17 protein-coding genes and 2 pseudogenes are annotated in these 16,997 nt (G+C 47.3%); 13 read left to right on the top strand and 6 right to left on the bottom strand.

What is annotated here, in order from left to right; translation table 11 throughout:
• Positions 1-76: 76 nt before the first annotated feature.
• The 10 genes and pseudogenes from purE to D791_RS13580 all read left to right on the top strand — a co-directional run bounded on the left by purE (position 77) and on the right by D791_RS13580 (position 9,941).
• Positions 77-565 (top strand): 5-(carboxyamino)imidazole ribonucleotide mutase, encoded by a 489-nt coding sequence (purE, locus tag D791_RS13620; RefSeq protein ID WP_036512715.1) that lies wholly within the window; start codon positions 77-79, stop codon positions 563-565.
• 21 nt (positions 566-586) lie between these two features.
• A pseudogene (locus tag D791_RS13615) lies at positions 587-1,374 on the top strand (ATP-grasp domain-containing protein); the annotation flags it as partial.
• On the top strand, positions 1,372-1,710 hold the full coding sequence (locus D791_RS21835; protein WP_420329347.1) for an ATP-grasp domain-containing protein: 339 nt from the start codon (positions 1,372-1,374) through the stop codon (positions 1,708-1,710). The pseudogene D791_RS13615 and the gene D791_RS21835, both read left to right, overlap by 3 nt.
• Positions 1,711-1,730: 20 nt before the next feature.
• On the top strand, positions 1,731-2,288 hold the full coding sequence (tsaC, locus tag D791_RS13610) for an L-threonylcarbamoyladenylate synthase type 1 TsaC (protein WP_036512713.1): 558 nt from the start codon (positions 1,731-1,733) through the stop codon (positions 2,286-2,288).
• 26 nt (positions 2,289-2,314) lie between these two features.
• Positions 2,315-3,238, top strand: a complete 924-nt coding sequence (gene hemF / locus D791_RS13605; RefSeq protein WP_036512862.1) for an oxygen-dependent coproporphyrinogen oxidase — start codon at positions 2,315-2,317, stop codon at positions 3,236-3,238.
• Positions 3,231-4,073, top strand: a complete 843-nt coding sequence (aroE, locus tag D791_RS13600) for a shikimate dehydrogenase (protein ID WP_089503638.1) — start codon at positions 3,231-3,233, stop codon at positions 4,071-4,073. Before hemF ends, aroE begins: the two co-directional genes overlap by 8 nt.
• A gap of 74 nt (positions 4,074-4,147) precedes the next feature.
• Positions 4,148-6,526, top strand: a complete 2,379-nt coding sequence (locus D791_RS13595; protein WP_036512710.1) for a Lon protease family protein — start codon at positions 4,148-4,150, stop codon at positions 6,524-6,526.
• Positions 6,527-6,535: 9 nt separating this feature from the next.
• Complete coding sequence (locus D791_RS13590; protein WP_036512707.1) at positions 6,536-6,907, top strand: CidA/LrgA family protein; 372 nt, start codon at positions 6,536-6,538, stop codon at positions 6,905-6,907.
• Positions 6,901-7,620, top strand: a complete 720-nt coding sequence (locus D791_RS13585) for an LrgB family protein (protein ID WP_036512705.1) — start codon at positions 6,901-6,903, stop codon at positions 7,618-7,620. Before D791_RS13590 ends, D791_RS13585 begins: the two co-directional genes overlap by 7 nt.
• A gap of 221 nt (positions 7,621-7,841) precedes the next feature.
• The gene (locus tag D791_RS13580) at positions 7,842-9,941 is read left to right on the top strand and encodes an ATP-binding protein (RefSeq protein ID WP_051514533.1); all 2,100 of its coding nucleotides are present in this window, start codon (positions 7,842-7,844) and stop codon (positions 9,939-9,941) included.
• A 108-nt stretch (positions 9,942-10,049) separates the two neighbouring features.
• Here the strand turns inward: D791_RS13580 and D791_RS13575 are convergent, their stop codons facing one another.
• On the bottom strand, positions 10,050-10,592 hold the full coding sequence (locus D791_RS13575) for a gamma carbonic anhydrase family protein (protein WP_036512702.1): 543 nt from the start codon (positions 10,590-10,592) through the stop codon (positions 10,050-10,052).
• 104 nt (positions 10,593-10,696) lie between these two features.
• Between D791_RS13575 and prlC the strand changes: the two are divergent.
• Together prlC and D791_RS13565 are read left to right on the top strand one after the other, a co-directional pair.
• Positions 10,697-12,731 (top strand): annotated as a pseudogene (gene prlC, locus D791_RS13570) (oligopeptidase A).
• 4 nt (positions 12,732-12,735) lie between these two features.
• Positions 12,736-13,029 carry a YheV family putative zinc ribbon protein gene (locus tag D791_RS13565; RefSeq protein WP_036512699.1) on the top strand — a complete coding sequence of 98 codons (294 nt, stop codon included), beginning with the start codon at positions 12,736-12,738 and terminating at the stop codon, positions 13,027-13,029.
• Between the two features lie 63 nt (positions 13,030-13,092).
• Here the strand turns inward: D791_RS13565 and D791_RS13560 are convergent, their stop codons facing one another.
• The 5 genes from D791_RS13560 to D791_RS13545 all read right to left on the bottom strand — a co-directional run bounded on the left by D791_RS13560 (position 13,093) and on the right by D791_RS13545 (position 16,521).
• On the bottom strand, positions 13,093-14,364 hold the full coding sequence (locus D791_RS13560; protein ID WP_237748651.1) for an MATE family efflux transporter: 1,272 nt from the start codon (positions 14,362-14,364) through the stop codon (positions 13,093-13,095).
• Positions 14,365-14,444: 80 nt separating this feature from the next.
• Complete coding sequence (znuB, locus tag D791_RS13555; RefSeq protein WP_036512696.1) at positions 14,445-15,239, bottom strand: zinc ABC transporter permease subunit ZnuB; 795 nt, start codon at positions 15,237-15,239, stop codon at positions 14,445-14,447.
• Positions 15,232-15,828 (bottom strand): ATP-binding cassette domain-containing protein, encoded by a 597-nt coding sequence (locus D791_RS13550; protein ID WP_475096701.1) that lies wholly within the window; start codon positions 15,826-15,828, stop codon positions 15,232-15,234. Before D791_RS13550 ends, znuB begins: the two co-directional genes overlap by 8 nt.
• Positions 15,759-16,019 (bottom strand): ATP-binding cassette domain-containing protein, encoded by a 261-nt coding sequence (locus D791_RS22205; RefSeq protein ID WP_475096698.1) that lies wholly within the window; start codon positions 16,017-16,019, stop codon positions 15,759-15,761. The genes D791_RS13550 and D791_RS22205 overlap by 70 nt, the downstream gene beginning before the upstream one ends.
• Entirely contained in the window at positions 16,003-16,521 is a 519-nt protein-coding gene (locus D791_RS13545) for a Fur family transcriptional regulator (protein ID WP_036512693.1), read from the bottom strand. Before D791_RS13545 ends, D791_RS22205 begins: the two co-directional genes overlap by 17 nt.
• A 71-nt stretch (positions 16,522-16,592) precedes the next feature.
• Here D791_RS13545 and D791_RS13540 point away from each other — a divergent pair.
• Positions 16,593-16,997, top strand: a 405-nt coding sequence (locus D791_RS13540; RefSeq protein WP_036512689.1) for a metal ABC transporter solute-binding protein, Zn/Mn family, incomplete at its 3' end; no start/stop codon positions are given.

Genomic DNA, 16,997 nt, shown 5'->3' with positions numbered 1-16,997 from the left:
TTTTCCCAAACGGCATTTAGCGGTATCCTGCTTGGCTTGTTTTACAGATTGAGAACTTATTAACAGGACGAAAACAATGCAACCAAAAGTGGGCGTAATAATGGGATCCAAGTCTGATTGGCCAACAATGGAGCATGCCGTTGCGATGTTGGACCAGTTAGGTGTTGCGTATGAAACACGAGTTGTGTCTGCTCACAGAACACCCGATTTACTATTTGAATATGCTAAGTCTGCTGATGCTCGCGGTCTGCAAGTGATTATTGCTGGTGCCGGTGGTGCAGCGCATTTACCCGGCATGGTGGCATCACAAACGGCCTTGCCCGTTTTAGGTGTGCCTGTTGAATCGAAGGCCCTAAGTGGCATGGATTCATTATTATCCATCGTTCAAATGCCCGGCGGGATTCCTGTCGGCACTTTAGCGATTGGAAAAGCAGGTGCGACCAATGCAGGCATTATGGCTGCTCAAATTGTGGCATTACACGATCCCGCAGTTAAAGCAGCACTCGTTGCATTTCGTCAACAGCAAACACAAACGGTTATAGACAATCCCGACCCTCGTGGTTAAGCGGTAAAGAGAGAGTTTTACATGAAAATCGGTATTCTTGGTGCAGGTCAATTGGGCCAAATGTTGGCGCTAGCAGGTTATCCGTTAGGGAGTCGTTTTTCCTTTTTGGATACCAGTGCAAATGCAAGTGCTGATATAGGATGTTTGTTTACCCATAGTGAAGCTGACAGCGCCCTAGCCGATTTTTTGGCACAGGTGGATTGTGTCACCTACGAGTTTGAACATCTGCCCTTACCATTGGTAAAAGTCATTGCCGAGCAAAAGCCTTTGTTTCCCAGTGTTAAGGCCTTGCAGGTTTGCCAAAATAGAGAAGCCGAGAAGGCTCTCTTTGATCAATTGCGTATTCCCGTCGCTGACTATCGTCTGGTTAACTCAGCCGATGAGCTGGCGCAAGCCTGCCAAGAGTTGATGGCCGCAGGTGCGCAGGCAGTTGTTGCCAAGTCAATCACAGAGGGATATGACGGCAAGGGACAAGCGGTCTTGAGGGGGCCTGGCGAGGCTACTGCAGCTTGGCAGCGTATTGGCCACCCTCGTTTAATTGTTGAAGCCTTTGTCGATTTTGTTCGGGAAGTATCAATTATTGCCGTACGAGGTCAGACCGGTGATGTTGTGTTTTATCCTGTTGCTGAAAATCATCATGTTGAAGGTATTTTACGCTATTCCTTGGCGCCAGTTCCCAATTTCAGTCAAGAGGCTCAAGCGCAGGCCGAGGCTACATTCATGCATTGCTCGATGAGCTGGAATATGTGGGTGTTTTAACTCTGGAGCTGTTCCAACAGGCGGACGGTCGCTTGCTCGCCAACGAAATGGCACCGCGTGTCCATAATTCTGGCCACTGGACTCAAAATGGATCGATGACCAGCCAGTTTGAAAACCATTTGCGCGCAGTTCAAGGTTTACCTTTGGGCTCGACACATGCAAAAGCGCTGACCTGTATGATTAACATCATCGGTAAAAATGGTAACTACGACGATATCCTCAAAATAGAGGATAGCCATCTGCATCTCTATGGTAAAAGTGAGCGCGCGGGTCGCAAACTCGGACACATCAATCTCGTTGCCGATAGTATTGATGACTTAAAACGCAAAGTTGATCAGGTCGCGCAGTTATTGCCCGATGCACCCGCTCCTGAATTCAGTTTTTAATTGCATTAGGGTGAGTCATTATGAAGCCTTGGCAGATTCAAAAAGCCTGTGAAGTGATGCATCAAGGGGGGATTATCGCCTACCCGACGGAAGCTGTTTGGGGGTTAGGGTGTGACCCTTACAATGAGGCCGCTGTACAGCGCCTCTTGGCGATTAAACACCGACCTGAACATAAAGGATTGATTCTGGTTGCATCGTCTATTGAGCAAATTCAACCCTTGTTGGATGGGCTATCATCGGCACAGCGTGCTGAATTGGATGCAACCTGGCCTGGCCCGAATACATGGTTGTTGCCTGATCCAAAAAATTGTATTCCACGCTGGATTAAAGGACAACATACATCCGTTGCTGTGAGAGTGAGCAATCACTCACTTGTGAGGTCTCTTTGTGAGCGTTGGGGAGGGCCTGTTGTCTCAACCTCTGCAAATCGGTCAACGGCTCTTCCAGCAAGAAATAAGATGAAAGTAATGACTTACTTCGGCTCTAATGTCGATTATATATTGAATGGTGCAACGGGCGGAGCAGACAAGCCAAGTACCATACGTTCAATTCTAGATTTTAAAGTTATTAGAATGTAAGTGAATACTTACTACGGAGGATGTTTGTGTCTCAGCCCGATATCGCATGTGTAAAAGACTATCTGTTATCGCTTCAGGATCGTATTTGTCGAGAGCTCGAGATATTAGATGGCGTTAAATTCGTTGAGGACCAATGGGATCGTGAAGCGGGTGGTGGTGGACGGACACGCGTACTGGCAAATGGGCAGATTATTGAAAAAGGCGGCGTGAATTTTTCTCATGTGTTTGGTGACAAGCTGCCCGCCTCAGCAACAGCGCATCGGCCCGAGTTGGCGGGACGGAATTTTCAAGCGATGGGTGTTTCTTTAGTCATTCATCCACGTAACCCATTTGTACCCACCTCACATGCCAATGTCCGCTTTTTTATTGCGGAGAAAGACGGTGAAGCGCCTGTTTGGTGGTTTGGCGGCGGATTTGATCTCACGCCTTATTATGGCTTTGATGAAGACTGCATTCATTGGCATAAAACGGCGAAAGCCGCGTGCGATCCTTTTGGTACGGATATTTATCCAAAATTTAAGACTTGGTGCGATGAGTATTTCTACCTTCGACACAGAGGGGAGCCTCGCGGTGTCGGCGGACTCTTTTTTGATGACTTGAATGAGCCAGATTTTGAGACCAGTTTTGCTTTAATGTCTGCCATCGGTGATGCGTACCTTGAGGCCTATGTGCCAATCGTCAAAAAACGTCATCACCTTCCCTACTCCGACGTTGAACGAGACTTTCAACTGCATCGTCGTGGGCGCTATGTCGAATTTAATCTGGTGTATGATCGGGGCACACTGTTTGGTTTGCAGTCCGGTGGCCGAACAGAATCGATCCTGATGTCATTGCCACCTGAGGTCCGCTGGAGCTATGACTGGAAACCCGCGCACGATACCGCCGAGGCGAACCTGTATGAGCGGTATTTAGTGCCACGAAACTGGGCAGAGGAAACAGAGAATGATTGATCAGTACGCCGTCTTTGGTAACCCTATTTCCCATAGTAAATCACCGACCATCCATCGCTTGTTTGCTGAGCAGTTGCAGCAACGTTTGGAGTATTCGGCTCATCTGTCGGATGTGGATAGGTTTGAACAGGACATTCAGCACTTTTTTGCACAAGGTGGAAAAGGCACGAACGTAACACTGCCGTTCAAAGAAATGGCTTGGAAAATGGCTGAGCGCTTAAGTGAGGCAGCGCAATTGGCCGGTGCCGCCAATACCCTTTGGATGCAGGACAACCTTCTGCATGCCGACAATACCGATGGCGTAGGCTTGGTAAACGATTTATTAAATAACTGTGGTGCAACGTTAAAAGGACGTCACCTAGTCGTGTTGGGTGCGGGTGGAGCTGTTAGAGGTGTGATCAAACCTTTGTTGGACAGCGGTTGTGCATCCATCGTGATCGCGAACCGAACCTTTGCCAAAGCAAAACAGTTGGCTGACATCTTCAGTGAGCTGGCCCAGCCTGGTGTCAGCGTTGACGCATGTGAGTTTGCGGCGTTATCTCCAAGCCCTCGCGTAGACATTGTCATTAATGGAACCTCTGCCAGTATCCAAGGTGATGTACCGCCTGTTCCAGAAGGTGTAGTGAGTGCTCACACACTCTGTTATGACATGATGTATTCCAACACGCAAACGGCCTTCTGTCGCTGGGCACGCTCACAAGGTGCTGAGCGTGTGTTTGATGGGCTTGGCATGTTGGTTGAACAAGCGGCAGAGTCCTTCTCAATTTGGCGCGGCGTTAAACCTGATACGGCTCCGGTTATTGAGCTATTGCGACAAAGTTTAAGTCATCAATAATAAACAGGGCTTGAATCAAACGCTTAATACAAGCTATAACCTTGCTAAACAAGGTTGAGTACTGGATATTGATAATGTCAGAGACAATGCAAGCATTAAGCGTCGATCAGTTGTACAAGGTCTGCGATCACCAAGACCTTCCTTTCCGAACCACTGAAACCCTTGAGAATTTTAGTGGTTTTTTTGGTCAGGAGCGTGCCATTGAGGCGATGGAGTTTGGCGTTAGCATGCGTCGGCCCGGTTATAATCTATTTGTGATGGGCAACCCTCATACGGGTCGTTTTTCGTTTGCGATTGAAAATCTTAAGAATTACGCCAAAAAAGAAAACTCCAAGCCGAGTGACTGGTGCTACCTCAATAATTTATCTGATTCCCGTTACCCTGTTATATTAGAGTTGCCCGCAGGAAAGGCGGCGCAGTTGCGTAAAGATGTTGATACGCTTCTCGAAAGTATTTTAACGGACTTGCCCGCCGCATTTGAAAGCCCAGGTTACCAACGCAGTAAGAGTCGAATTGAGCGTGATTTTACGCGACGTTATGACCAAGCGGTGGATTCGGTTGAGCGCAAAGCACGTGAGTTTAGTATTGCTGTGTATCGAGATGCGGGCAGCATCGGCTTTACACCCGTCTCGGAAGGCCAAGCGATGGATGAGGCTGGATTTTCACAATTGCCAGAAGATGAACGTGAAGCCTTTCAGCGAAACATCGATTTCCTCGAAGAAGAGCTCAATGAAGCCTTAACCGAACTGCCGAAATGGCGGCGTGAGGCGGCAGGTCAGATCAAAGCGCTGGACCGAGAAACGGCGCAACGCTCCTTAGCCCCTCTATTTGCGGGCCTTAAAGAGCGCTATGTGCATCAAGCGAATGTTGTGAATTACTTGACGCACATTGAACGCGATTTGATTAAAAATGCGTCTGATATTGCCGGTGAAGGGGGAACACTGGAAACCCGCACCGACCAAATGCGTATTAACTTCTTTCAGGAAAACTATGGCATCAACTTAATGGTGGATAACCATAAAACCAAAGGTGCTCCGGTTGTGTATGAAGCACACCCAAGTTACGAGAACTTGTTTGGACGTGTTGAGTACAACAGTGAAATGGGCGCACTGGTGACCAATTATCAACTCATTCGTCCCGGTGCCTTGCATCGTGCAAATGGCGGGTATCTGCTTTTAGAAGCCGAAAAGTTGATCGAGCAGCCGTTTGTATACAGTGCGTTGAAGCGTGCGCTTAAATCACATGAAATACGCATTGAAAATCCGATCAACGAATACACAGGCGTCAGTACCATTACGCTGAACCCACAGCCCATCAAGTTGAATGTGAAGGTGGTGCTGGTGGGCGGACGTGACACCTATTACTTGCTGCAAGAACTTGACCACGATTTTGAGAAGATGTTTCGCGTGGTGGTGGATTTTGATGAAGATGTGCGCCGTACCCCTTCCAGTATTCGTAATTACGCACGTTTAATGAAGACGCTTGCAACAGAGGAAGGTTTAGCTCCGCTCAAGCGTGAAGCCGTTGCGCGCTTGGTTGAGCACAGTTCTCGCCTAGCCGAAGACCAGGAGATGCTATCAGCACACATAGGTGAGTTGGTGGACTTGTTATGTGAAGCCGATTTCCGACGCAAGCAAAAAGGGGACGAACTCATTAATGCCCCACATGTTGAAGCCGCGCTCCAAGCAAAAGAAAAGCGCACGGGTCGACTTTCGGAAAAAATCCTTGAAGGGATTTTAAATCGTACAGTTTTGATAGATACCGATGGTGAAAGTGTGGGGTGCGCGAATGGCCTGACCGTTCTGCAAGTCGGGGATGTCGCGTTTGGTACACCTGCTAGAATTACCGTGACGGTGCATCCTGGCAGTAAGGGTATTGTCGATATTGAGCGCGAGGTCACGTTAGGACAGCCGATTCATTCGAAAGGCGTTCTGATTCTATCTGGGTACTTAGGGCATAAATACGCACGGCAGTTCCCGATTAGCCTGTCGGCGAGTATCGCTATGGAACAATCCTACGGTTATATCGATGGTGACAGTGCATCGCTGGCCGAAATTTGCACCTTAATTTCCGCGCTCACGGACATTCCGATCCGACAGTCTTTTGCAACAACGGGTTCAATAAACCAATATGGTGAGGTGCAGGCCATAGGGGGCGTGAATGAAAAAATTGAGGGCTTCTTTAAACTTTGCCAAATGCGTGGCCTGACGGGCACTCAGTCTGTCATTATTCCGAAAGCAAATGTGCGTAACTTAATGTTAAAAAAAGAGGTCGTCAAAGCGGTTGCTGACGGAGACTTTGCTATTTACGCCGTTAGCAATGTGGATGAGTGCTTAGAGCTGCTCATGGGGCGTAAAGCCGGCCAACTCAAAGCAGATGGTAGTTTTTCCCAACGCAGCATTAACGCCGAAGTGGTTAAACGCTTAAGAGAAGTGGCCAAGGCAAAAGCATGAGATTGACACGTGCACGTCATTAAAGGGTTTTTGATTCTATTATTGTTTTTGTTGTCGGGCGATGCGCTGGTGACCCTGCTGAATCTTCCAATTTCAGCAGGGGTCGCGGGTATGTTGCTGATTACGCTTTGGTTCATGTTGCGTGGGCGCATGCAAGAGGATGTTGCGCTTGCCAGTCAGCCTCTGATTGCTGTGTTGGCCATGCTCATTATGCCAGGGGTTGTGGGTGTGTTCTTTGTGGCGGGGCGTTACGCTGATCAATGGTTGGCGTTTGTTGCGGCTCTAGTGGTCGGCACGTTTCTGAGTGTGCTCACGACCTTGATTCTGATGTCGCGCTTTACCCCCAAAGAGCCTGCAAAGGATGAGGATAGGTCATGTTAGACAGCCTACTCGCTTTACCCAATCATCTGTTCGAAACGCCGATAGCGGCTATCGCGCTGACCTTGTTGGCCTTTTTTGCAGGTAACCAAGTGTTTCAATGGATGGGGCGACCCAGTTGGTGTCCGGGCATTTTAATTGCGGCGCTGATCGTCGTGTTAACGCTTGTCTTGTTATCCGTTAACTATGAAGTCTATCAGCAAGGCGCTGCTTGGTTGGTGTTGCTCTTGGGGCCAGCGACCGTTGCACTTGGGATACCCTTGTATCAGCAAATGCATCATATTCGTGCCCTGTGGAAGCCTATACTCTTCACCCTCCCCCCGGCTGCGATATTGGCGGCTGTGTATTCTGTGCTGCTGGCATGGCTGGCGGGTGCGACCCCCGAAGTCATGGCCTCCCTTGCTCCTAAATCCGTGACCGCACCGATTGCCATTAGTATTACGGAGCAACTGGGTGGCTCAATCCCGGTTCTAATGGGTGGACTGTTGATTACAGGGGTGATGGCAACCTTTTGGGTGTCCGTTTTGGTTAAAATTCTGAATATTCAGGATCACCGTGTAATCGGCTTTGCGTTGGGCATTAATGGCCATGCCATCGGGACGGTTAGAGCCTTCGAGTTAAGCCCGACCGCTGGCGCGTTTTCATCCTTAGGGATGGGACTGACGGCGGTGTTCACGGCGCTTTTCTTACCAATTGCATGGCGTTTGATGTTTTAACCCGTGTCAGACTAGAAAGCGTGTTGGTTCATCGTGGTTTTTGACAACGTCAAGAACAGGTTAATCGAGTTCAATTAAGGTTGCAGTGAATGATACGTGTCTTTGAGGTTTTGGTGCTAAGATGATTTGAAAAGCTGACATCGTATTGCCTTCTTTGAACCCGTTAATACGCTTTCAGCTCAAGCATTTGACTTAATGTCATTTTCGTCATTGGGCGTCTTATGAAAAAATATTTTGCAAACTTGTCCATTCGCTTCAGACTTCTCCTCGGTTTTGCATTATTGGGTTTTTTCTTGATCGGTGTAGCTGCGTTAAGTTGGCTTGCACTTAATAAAGTCCAATCACATGCTGAGCAAATTATCGAAATGTTTGAACCCCAAGTAGACAGGATGACACGGGCTGAGTTGCTATTAGTTAAAATTTCACTAGAAGCTCGTCATGCCATACTTTCTGTTGATGATGAGCAAGAACTGTCGGCGACTCTGGTTCGTGTGGCCGACGATCGTCAGACTTTAATCAGCTTGATTAATGAAACGGAAGCGAATTTATCAACGGATGTAGGAAGAGATATCATCTCTAGCATTCGTGAAGCTGATACGGTGTTTTGGCAGCTTTCTCAACAAATCGTTGAGTTGGCGAAAGCGGGACAAACTGCCGATGCCTATGCACTTTTAACACGTGAAATTGTGCCTGCTCGCAATCGTATGCTTGAGTATATTGCTGATCAAAAAGAGTGGCAGCGCTATCTAATGAACCAAACATTAACAGATGCAAGAGATATTATTGCTCAGGTAAAGATTGTATTGGCGGTAGTTATCACCTTGGTATTGATTTTTGTTAGCTTCTTTCTCGCACGTCTGGTCTATTCCATCACCAACCCACTGACAAGTTTATTCAACACGATTATTCAGGTAGAACAAAGCGGTGACTATACCAAACGAGTGGCTGTCGTTGGTGAGGATGAGGTCGCTAAAACGGCAGCTGCCTTTGATCGAATGATGGTACTTGTAGAAAATAGATCCAATGAGTTGGCTCGAAATCGCGAACATTTAGAAGAAATAGTGGAGCAACGTACGGCAGAATTAAGTCATGCCTTGGAAGCTGCTGAAGCGGCAAATCAAGCGAAAAGTCGTTTTTTAGCAACCATGAGTCATGAGCTTAGAACACCAATGAATGGAGTTTTGGGAATGGCGCAACTCTTGTTAGATAAACCAGCAACAAATGAGGAAGTGAATCACTATGCCCGAACCATCTTGCACTCGGGGCAGTCACTGCTTGTGTTGTTAAATGATATTCTTGATCTTTCGAAAGTAGAGTCAGGTAATCAAACACTCCATAAAAACGTATTAGCACCAGAAGACTTACTGCAAAGCATCTATGCGTTATTTATTAGTAACGCCAATGCAAAAGGTCTCAACATGTCTACGGCTTGGAAAGGTCCCGTTGATCGTCGCTATCAAGGCGATGCAAATCGTTTGCAGCAAATGTTGTCTAATTTAACGAATAACGCCATAAAATTTACGCTTAGCGGTGATGTGATGATTGAAGCGACTGAAATCAGTCGAGAAAACAATTGGGCGGTCGTTGAGTTTTCAGTGGCCGATACGGGTATGGGGATTCCTGAGGAAAAACAAAATTTATTGTTTCGGCCTTTTAGTCAAGTGGATGACTCTAGTACGCGTCAGTTTGGTGGTACGGGTCTTGGGTTATCGATTGTAAAAAGTTTGGCTCAACTGATGGATGGAGAAGTCGGTATCCAAAGTGAAGAAAATAAAGGATCTCGTTTCTGGTTTAGGGTAAAACTGGAAGTTTTTGAAGAAACGCTTCTAACTGATCAAGCTGAGCAAGCACCATTAAAGACTAACATGAGCCATAAAGGGATCAATCCTGCGGGTATTCGGTTGGAAGGTCGAATTTTACTCGTTGAAGATAATAAAACGAATCAAATGGTTGCGACTATACTGCTTAAAAAGCTAGGACTTGATATTAGTGTGGCGGATAACGGGCAAATCGCGATTGAAAAAGTTATGACGGCAACGCAACCTTTTAATGCAGTATTAATGGATGTTCAGATGCCTGTATTAGATGGTCTTGGTGCGACTCAGGGGATCCGGTCTTGGGAAGCTGAGATGGGATTCAATCCGGTACCGATTATCGCCTTAACAGCGGGAGCTTTTCTTGAGGATAAAGAACAGTGTTTAGCTGCTGGAATGAGTGATTATTTAACAAAACCTTTAAATGCAAATGACTTAGCTCAAACCTTGCTGCGCTGGTTACCAGAAGCTCAAGAGGGAGCGTTTAATATCCAAGCGCGTTTCTGAGTAGTCTGCCGCCAGTGTGTTTTCATCCTCAGGGATGGAGCTGACGGCGGTGTTTGCGTCGCCTTTCTTACCGATTGCATGGTGTTTAGTGTTTCAACCAGCACCTGATCAACGAGGCTCCTGTTCGTCTAGATAGGTATCTTTTAGACGCGAGTAATTCTGGGCACTGTAGGAAAAAAAGGCCTTTTCTTGATCGCTCAGTGCTCGGATTTGCTTCACCGGACGACCCACGTATAAAAAACCGGACTCGAGTCGTTTGCCAGGCGGCACCAGACTGCCCGCTCCAATCACCACCTCATCCTCTACAACCGCGCCGTCCATGACCATGCTGCCCATACCAACCAAGATACGATTGCCAAGGGTGCAGCCATGCAACATGGCTTGATGCCCCACGGTCACTTCATCCCCGATAATTAATGGATAACCGTCGGGATTAAAAGGTCCCGCATGTGTGATATGCAATACAGACCCATCTTGAATACTGGTTTTTGCGCCAATCTTTATATGATGCATATCGCCGCGAATCACCACTAATGGCCAAATGGATGAATCATCGCTAATCGATACGTCACCAATGATTACGGCGGTTGCGTCAATAAAAACTTTTTTTCCAATCTTGGGCATAATACCCTGATAGCTACGTATAGACATAATAAAAATCCTTAATGAGTTGAAAAGCGAGAAAACCTGCCTCATTGTATAGTAAATCGTGTATGCGCACTTCTTGCGATCATCGAATTGGAGCATCCAGAGTTATGAGTAATCCGTTATTAGAGCAGCATCAGTTGCCGCCTTTCTCTAGTATTCAAGCGTCACACATTGAGCCAGCGCTTGATCATTTGTTGGCCGAGAACAGGTTGTTGATCGAAGACATTACGGCGAAGACAGATGCACATGATTGGCAATCGTTGGTGATGACGTTGGATGAAGCCGGGGATCGTTTATCGAATGCTTGGTCGGTTGCATCGCATTTAAACAGCGTGATGAATTCTGACGAATTAAGAGAAGTCTACAATCGCTGCTTACCTAAGCTTTCTGAATACTGGACGGAAATGGGGCAAAACAAGGCATTGTTCGATGCTACGCACGCTTAGCCGAGAGTGAGGAGTATCGAACACTCAATGCCATTCAAAAACGTGTTATTGATAATGCGCTTAGAGACTTTAAGTTGTCCGGCATTGCATTAGAGGGAGATGACAAGGCGCGTTACGCTGAGATTCAAAAGCGCCTGTCTGAGCTGACCAACAAGTTCTCTGAGAATGTGCTGGATGCAACACAAGGCTGGTATTATGCCACCGATGACATAGCGTCCTTAGCGGGCTTACCCGAAGATGCGATAGCGGCGGCAAAATCGGCAGCGAGCAGTCGAGATTTACAAGGTTATGTGATTACCTTGGACTTCCCTGCGTACTACGCGGTGATGACCTATGCCGAGGATGCAAAGCTGCGTGAAACCCTATATCGCGCGTACTCGACCCGTGCCTCAGATCAAGGGCCTACCGCTGGTCAGTGGGATAATACCGAGATTATTAATGAGATTCTGACGCTTCGTCATGAGCTTGCCTCGTTATTAGGCTTTGCCTCGTATGCCGATTACTCCTTAGCCACTAAAATGGCGGATTCGCCCGCGCAAGTTATTCAGTTTTTAGAAGACCTCGCCACTCGCAGCAAACCTGTGGCGGAGCAAGACTTAGCCGAGTTAAAAGCCTTTGCACAGACGCTTGATGGTCGCATGGAACTCATGCCATGGGATATCAGTTTTTATGCTGAAAAGCTGAAGCAGCAGCGCTACCAAGTGTCTCAGCAAATGCTGAAACCCTACTTCCCTTTACCAAAGGTTTTGTCTGGACTGTTTGAGATAGTGCAGCGTTTGTTTGGCGTGACATTAACCGAACAACCCAATTCAGAGGTTTGGCATAAGGACGTTCGCTTTTTTGAAGTGTCACGTCAGGGTGAGGTCATTGCTTACTGTTATCTAGATCCCTTTGCGCGCGCGAATAAACGGGGAGGCGCTTGGATGGGCGATTGTCGGGGGCGCCGTCGTCGTTTAGAGGGCTCGATACAGCTGCCAGTGGCTTATCTTGTCTGTAATTTTACGCCGCCTGTTGGCGATAAACCTGCCCTCTTGACCCATGATGAAGTGACCACCCTCTTCCATGAGTTTGGTCATGGATTGCATCATATGCTGACAAAAATGGAATACTCCGATATCAGTGGTATTCATGGTGTGGCGTGGGATGCTGTCGAGCTACCCAGCCAATTTATGGAGAATTGGTGTTGGGAGCCTGAAGGGCTAGCCTTGATGTCAGGGCATTACGAAACGGGAGATGCCTTGCCGCAAGAGTTGCTCGACAAGATGCTAGCGGCTAAGCATTTTCAAGCGGGTATGATGATGGTGCGTCAATTAGAGTTCTCATTATTTGATTTCCGTCTTCATTCCGAATATCAGCCAGGTGTTACAGAGGTACAAACTCTCTTGGATGAGGTTAGATCACAGGTGTCTGTCTTGCTGCCCCCTGCTGAAAATCGCTTTCAACACAGTTTTGGCCACATCTTTTCCGGCGGTTATGCTGCAGGCTATTACAGTTATAAGTGGGCTGAAGTTTTATCGCTGACGCCTTTTCTCGCTTTGAAGAAGAAGGGATTTTTAACAGTCAAGCGGGGGCTGATTTTAGAACACAGGTATTGGAAAAAGGCGGCTCTGATGAACCGATGAATCTATTTGTCGCGTTTAGAGGTCGGGAACCGAGTGTCGATGCCCTTCTTCGCCATAACGGGATTACAAGGTAACGCCATGAGTCAGATAAAGCGATTTATTGCAGGTGCGGTGTGTCCACGCTGTGGAAAAATGGATTGTGTTCGAATGTACCGCGATGAAGAACGCGAGCATCGAGAGTGCATTGAGTGTGGATTTGCCGATTCGCTTCGTTTGGATGGGCGTCCTGAACCCTCTGAGCTGAATACTCGTGTGAATGGCGACACAAAAACGCCAGCGAGCATCAGGTCAGAGCCGGAAGTGAAAGCTCAGCCGATCAAGTTTTTTACGAAACCGAAAAAGGCGGCTGATGAGGGGAACAATCGTCATTAACGATTGTTTGACAGAGAGTGATGATTGGGGGGGGCCGATTTGCCCCTCTTTTTTGGAGCCTTTCTACCCAGTCACCTTCGTTAAAACCCCCAGCGGTTGTGTCGACATAATTGACGGTAGACCCAAAGTCCCGTCAGCGCGCGCGATAAATAGGCAGACTAGGGCTGACCATAAGCCATGATTGCCATAGCTTTGGGTTAGCCACCAAACGGGAAAAAATACAAAGAACACAGAGACCAGCATGGTATTTTGCATGGCTTTGGCTTGAGATGTACCAATAAAAATCCCATCCAGTAAAAACCCCCAAACCCCTACCAGTGGTAAGATGATCAGCCAAGGCAGATACAGGCTAGCAAGCTCACGTACGCTCGCAATATTGGTCAGTAAATGAATAATTGGAATGCCGAAGACGCCAAATGCCAGTGTCAGCAGTACTGCACTTGCCAATGACCATAACGCGGTGGCTGTCACCAGTTGGTAAAATCGGATGGTATTTCGCTCACCTAAAATACGCCCAGAGAGTGCTTCAGTTGCATGCGCAAATCCATCTAATGCATTTGAAATGAGCATGAGAAAGGTCAGTAAGACGGCATTCGCGGCGAGGACATCGGCACCTTGTCGGGAACCCTGAGCGGTAAAAAAAGCAAAACACAGCAATAGACTCAGCGTCCGAATAAATAAATAACGATTAATCTTAAGTAGTTGTGTGTATTCCGCTAAATATCGAAGTTTGGCAAGGATAAAATGACCTGGTATTAAACGTAGATGCCGTCGGCAGAAAAACAAGCCAAGCAGCAAGCTAATGTATTCGGCAATCACAGTACCGAATGCCACACCTTCTGCCCTCATTGAAAAGCCTAAGACAAAGAGGAGGTTTAATAAAATATTAATGAGGTTGGTCAGCGTTAACAAAAGCAGAGGAATGCGAGTGTTTTGATTGCCAACAAACCAGCCCAGTAAAACATAATTGCACAAGACAGCAGGTGCTCCCCAAATCCGAATATTGGCATAGGCCCACGCTTGCTCTGTTACATCGGGACTGGCGGCGGCAAGTGTCAATGCAAGCTGGATTAATGGGGCTTGTAGCAACAGAATCGTACTTGCAATGGCCAAGGCTAAAATAAGCGATTGCGCCAGTGTAGTACGGTTTGATGAACCATCGTCACGTCCCACCGCCTGTGCAACCAAGCCCGTAGTACCCATGCGTAAAAAACCGAACGCCCAAAACAAGGTCGAAAACAGAACGCCAGCAACGGCAATTGCCGCTAAATAGCGAGGGTCTGGTAGGTGACCAAGTATTGCGGTATCTGCTAGACCCAGTAAAGGAACGGTCATGTTCGATAGCATTATTGGCCAGGCAAGTTGCCAAACTTGCTTGTTTAGCACTTTATCTGGCCAATAAGGGTATGAGGTTTTCATGAAGATGAACGGCGAGCAGGTAAGGTGTATAGGATTAAAAAGACAAGTAAGGATGTGACCACAACCGAAGGACCTGCTGGCGTATCAAATGTCCACGAAGCCCATATCCCGCCAGTGACCGATAGCATTCCTAAAACGGAAGCAATACAGGCCATTTGTTCAGGCGTTGTGGATAACTTACGCGCCGCAGCGGCAGGAATGATCAATAAAGAGGTGATTAATAAAATACCCACCAGTTTCATTGCGACTGCAATCACGATGGCGATCATTAACATTAAGAGAAGCCGCACCCGTGTGACGGGGATGCCTTCGACTCTGGCCAGCTCTTCATTGATCGTGATCGCTAATAATGGATTCCATAACCGCCATAAGAGTATAAGGACCACACTCCCACCACCATAAACCCAGAGCAGATCGGTAGGAGCAATGGCCAATAAATCACCAAATAAGTACTCCATCAAATCAATACGAATATGGTCGAGAAGGGATACAGCGACTAAACCGATTGATAGAGCACTGTGCGCCATGATTCCCAGTAAGGTATCGGTTGCAACCCAGTGTTGCTTTTGTAACGCGACAAGTAGAATCGATAGCAATACGCAGCAGACCATAACCGCTAAATTAAGGTTAATACTGAACAAAAACCCTAACGCGACGCCCATCAACGCTGAGTGCGCTAAGGTGTCACCGAAATAGGCCATGCGTCGCCAGACAACAAACGCACCTAAGGGACCTGTAATGGCGGCAACACCAAGCCCACCGAATAGAGCCAGTAATAAAAAATCAGGCACGCGTTGTGACCTCTTTTTCGGATAATGAGGGATGATCAATAATCACTTCACCGTGCGTATCGTGACAATGATCATGTTGATGATTATACAGCGCAAATGCATCCGCTTGTGAGCGGCCAAACAGCTCAATAAATGAAGGATCATTGCTAACGCGTGCAGGGTGGCCTGAGCAGCAGACGTGCTGATTTAAGCAGATGACGTGATCCGTCGATGACATGACCAAATGCAAATCGTGAGAGATCATTAAAATACCGCATTTGCGTTGTTCGCGGATGGCTGTAATGAGCGCGTAAAGCTCGGTTTGTCCATTCACATCGACTCCTTGAACGGGCTCATCCAAGACCAGTAGTTTGGGATCACGTAACAATGCACGTGCCAGCATCACTCGTTGCGTTTCACCACCGGAGAGATCATGGAATGAGTGCATCAAGAGATGTTGTGCGCCCACCTGATCCAGGGTTTTTTCCAAGACAGCTGCTGATGCGTTTTGAGCCCCCAGGGTTAAAAAACGTTTAACGGTCAGCGGCATGGTTTTATCAATTTGTAGCTTTTGTGGCATGTAGCGACTTTCAATCCAGGAGTACACCATAGATTTCCAGAGGTAGGCTTGATAAGACCGAGCACGACCCTAACCAGAGTGGTTTTACCTGCTCCGTTAGGCCCAATGAGCGTGGTAATACAGTTATCATGCAAGGATAAGGAAATGTTTTTAAGTGTTTCTTGGCGTCCGAAACGAACGCTGACCTGTTCAAGCCTAACCAAGTCAGGATAGATTGGCATTGTGTTCTTCACTCTTTTGATTGGCTAACTGGCATTCTGGACAGGTTCCCAGTATTTCAACGGTTTCTTGTTCAATTGAAAAACCGAGTTGTTGAGCGTGCGTTTCTAGCGCTAAGTTTACGTCAGATGATGTGATTTCATGGGCTTGTTGGCATTGTTTGCAGATAAAAAAATGGCCTGAGTGTGCCTTTTCAGGATGAGCACAGCCAACAAATGCATTCAATGATGCTAAACGATGCACGAGGCCCAGTTCTTGTAAAAACTCCAATGCGCGGTAGACGGTTGGCGGTGCCGAGTTAAAACCAGCATTGGCCAAGCTCGGTAAAAGATCGTAAGCCCCAAGGGGTTTGTGGCTTGACCAGATCATACGTAAGACTAACTCTCGGATGGGTGTGAGACGTTGCTGTCGATCTTTACAAATACGTTTTGCGGATGTCAGCGCATCGTCAATGCAGTGTTGATGATCATGATGGCAAATAAATGTCGGATTTTTTTTAGACATGGTCACCTAAGTTCCGATTAACAATGTTATAGTATAACTTTAAAAAAGTTTAATTGGGATCAAATACTATCATGCCAAAACTATTTCCTTGCGTCCGTATTTTACCCTTAGCCGCCGCATTGTTTTTTTCAGCATCCGTATCCGCTCAGTCGATTGTATCAAGTATCAAGCCAATACATTTGATCGCAACTGCGGTTACCGATGGAATTGTTGAGCCCGTTCAGTTTCTGCCTTCAAATGCATCTCCTCATACGTATGCGTTGAAGCCATCCGATATGCAAGTGTTGACACAAGCGGACGTGTTTTTTTGGATAGGGCCTGACATGGAGCAGTTTTTAACACGTCCTCTAGAAAGAACGTCCGCTCAGGTTGTCGCACTTTATCATTCAGATGACCACGACCACGATCATGATCATGATCATGCCAAGCACGAAGCGCATCACGGCCACGACCAGGATCATGCCAAGCACGAAGCG

The sequence above is a fragment of the Nitrincola nitratireducens genome (genome assembly GCF_000585235.1).
Lineage (GTDB): Bacteria > Pseudomonadota > Gammaproteobacteria > Pseudomonadales > Balneatricaceae > Nitrincola > Nitrincola alkalisediminis.
The sequence above is the reverse complement of the archived record's forward strand: the minus strand, read 5'-3'. Positions and strand labels throughout refer to the sequence as shown.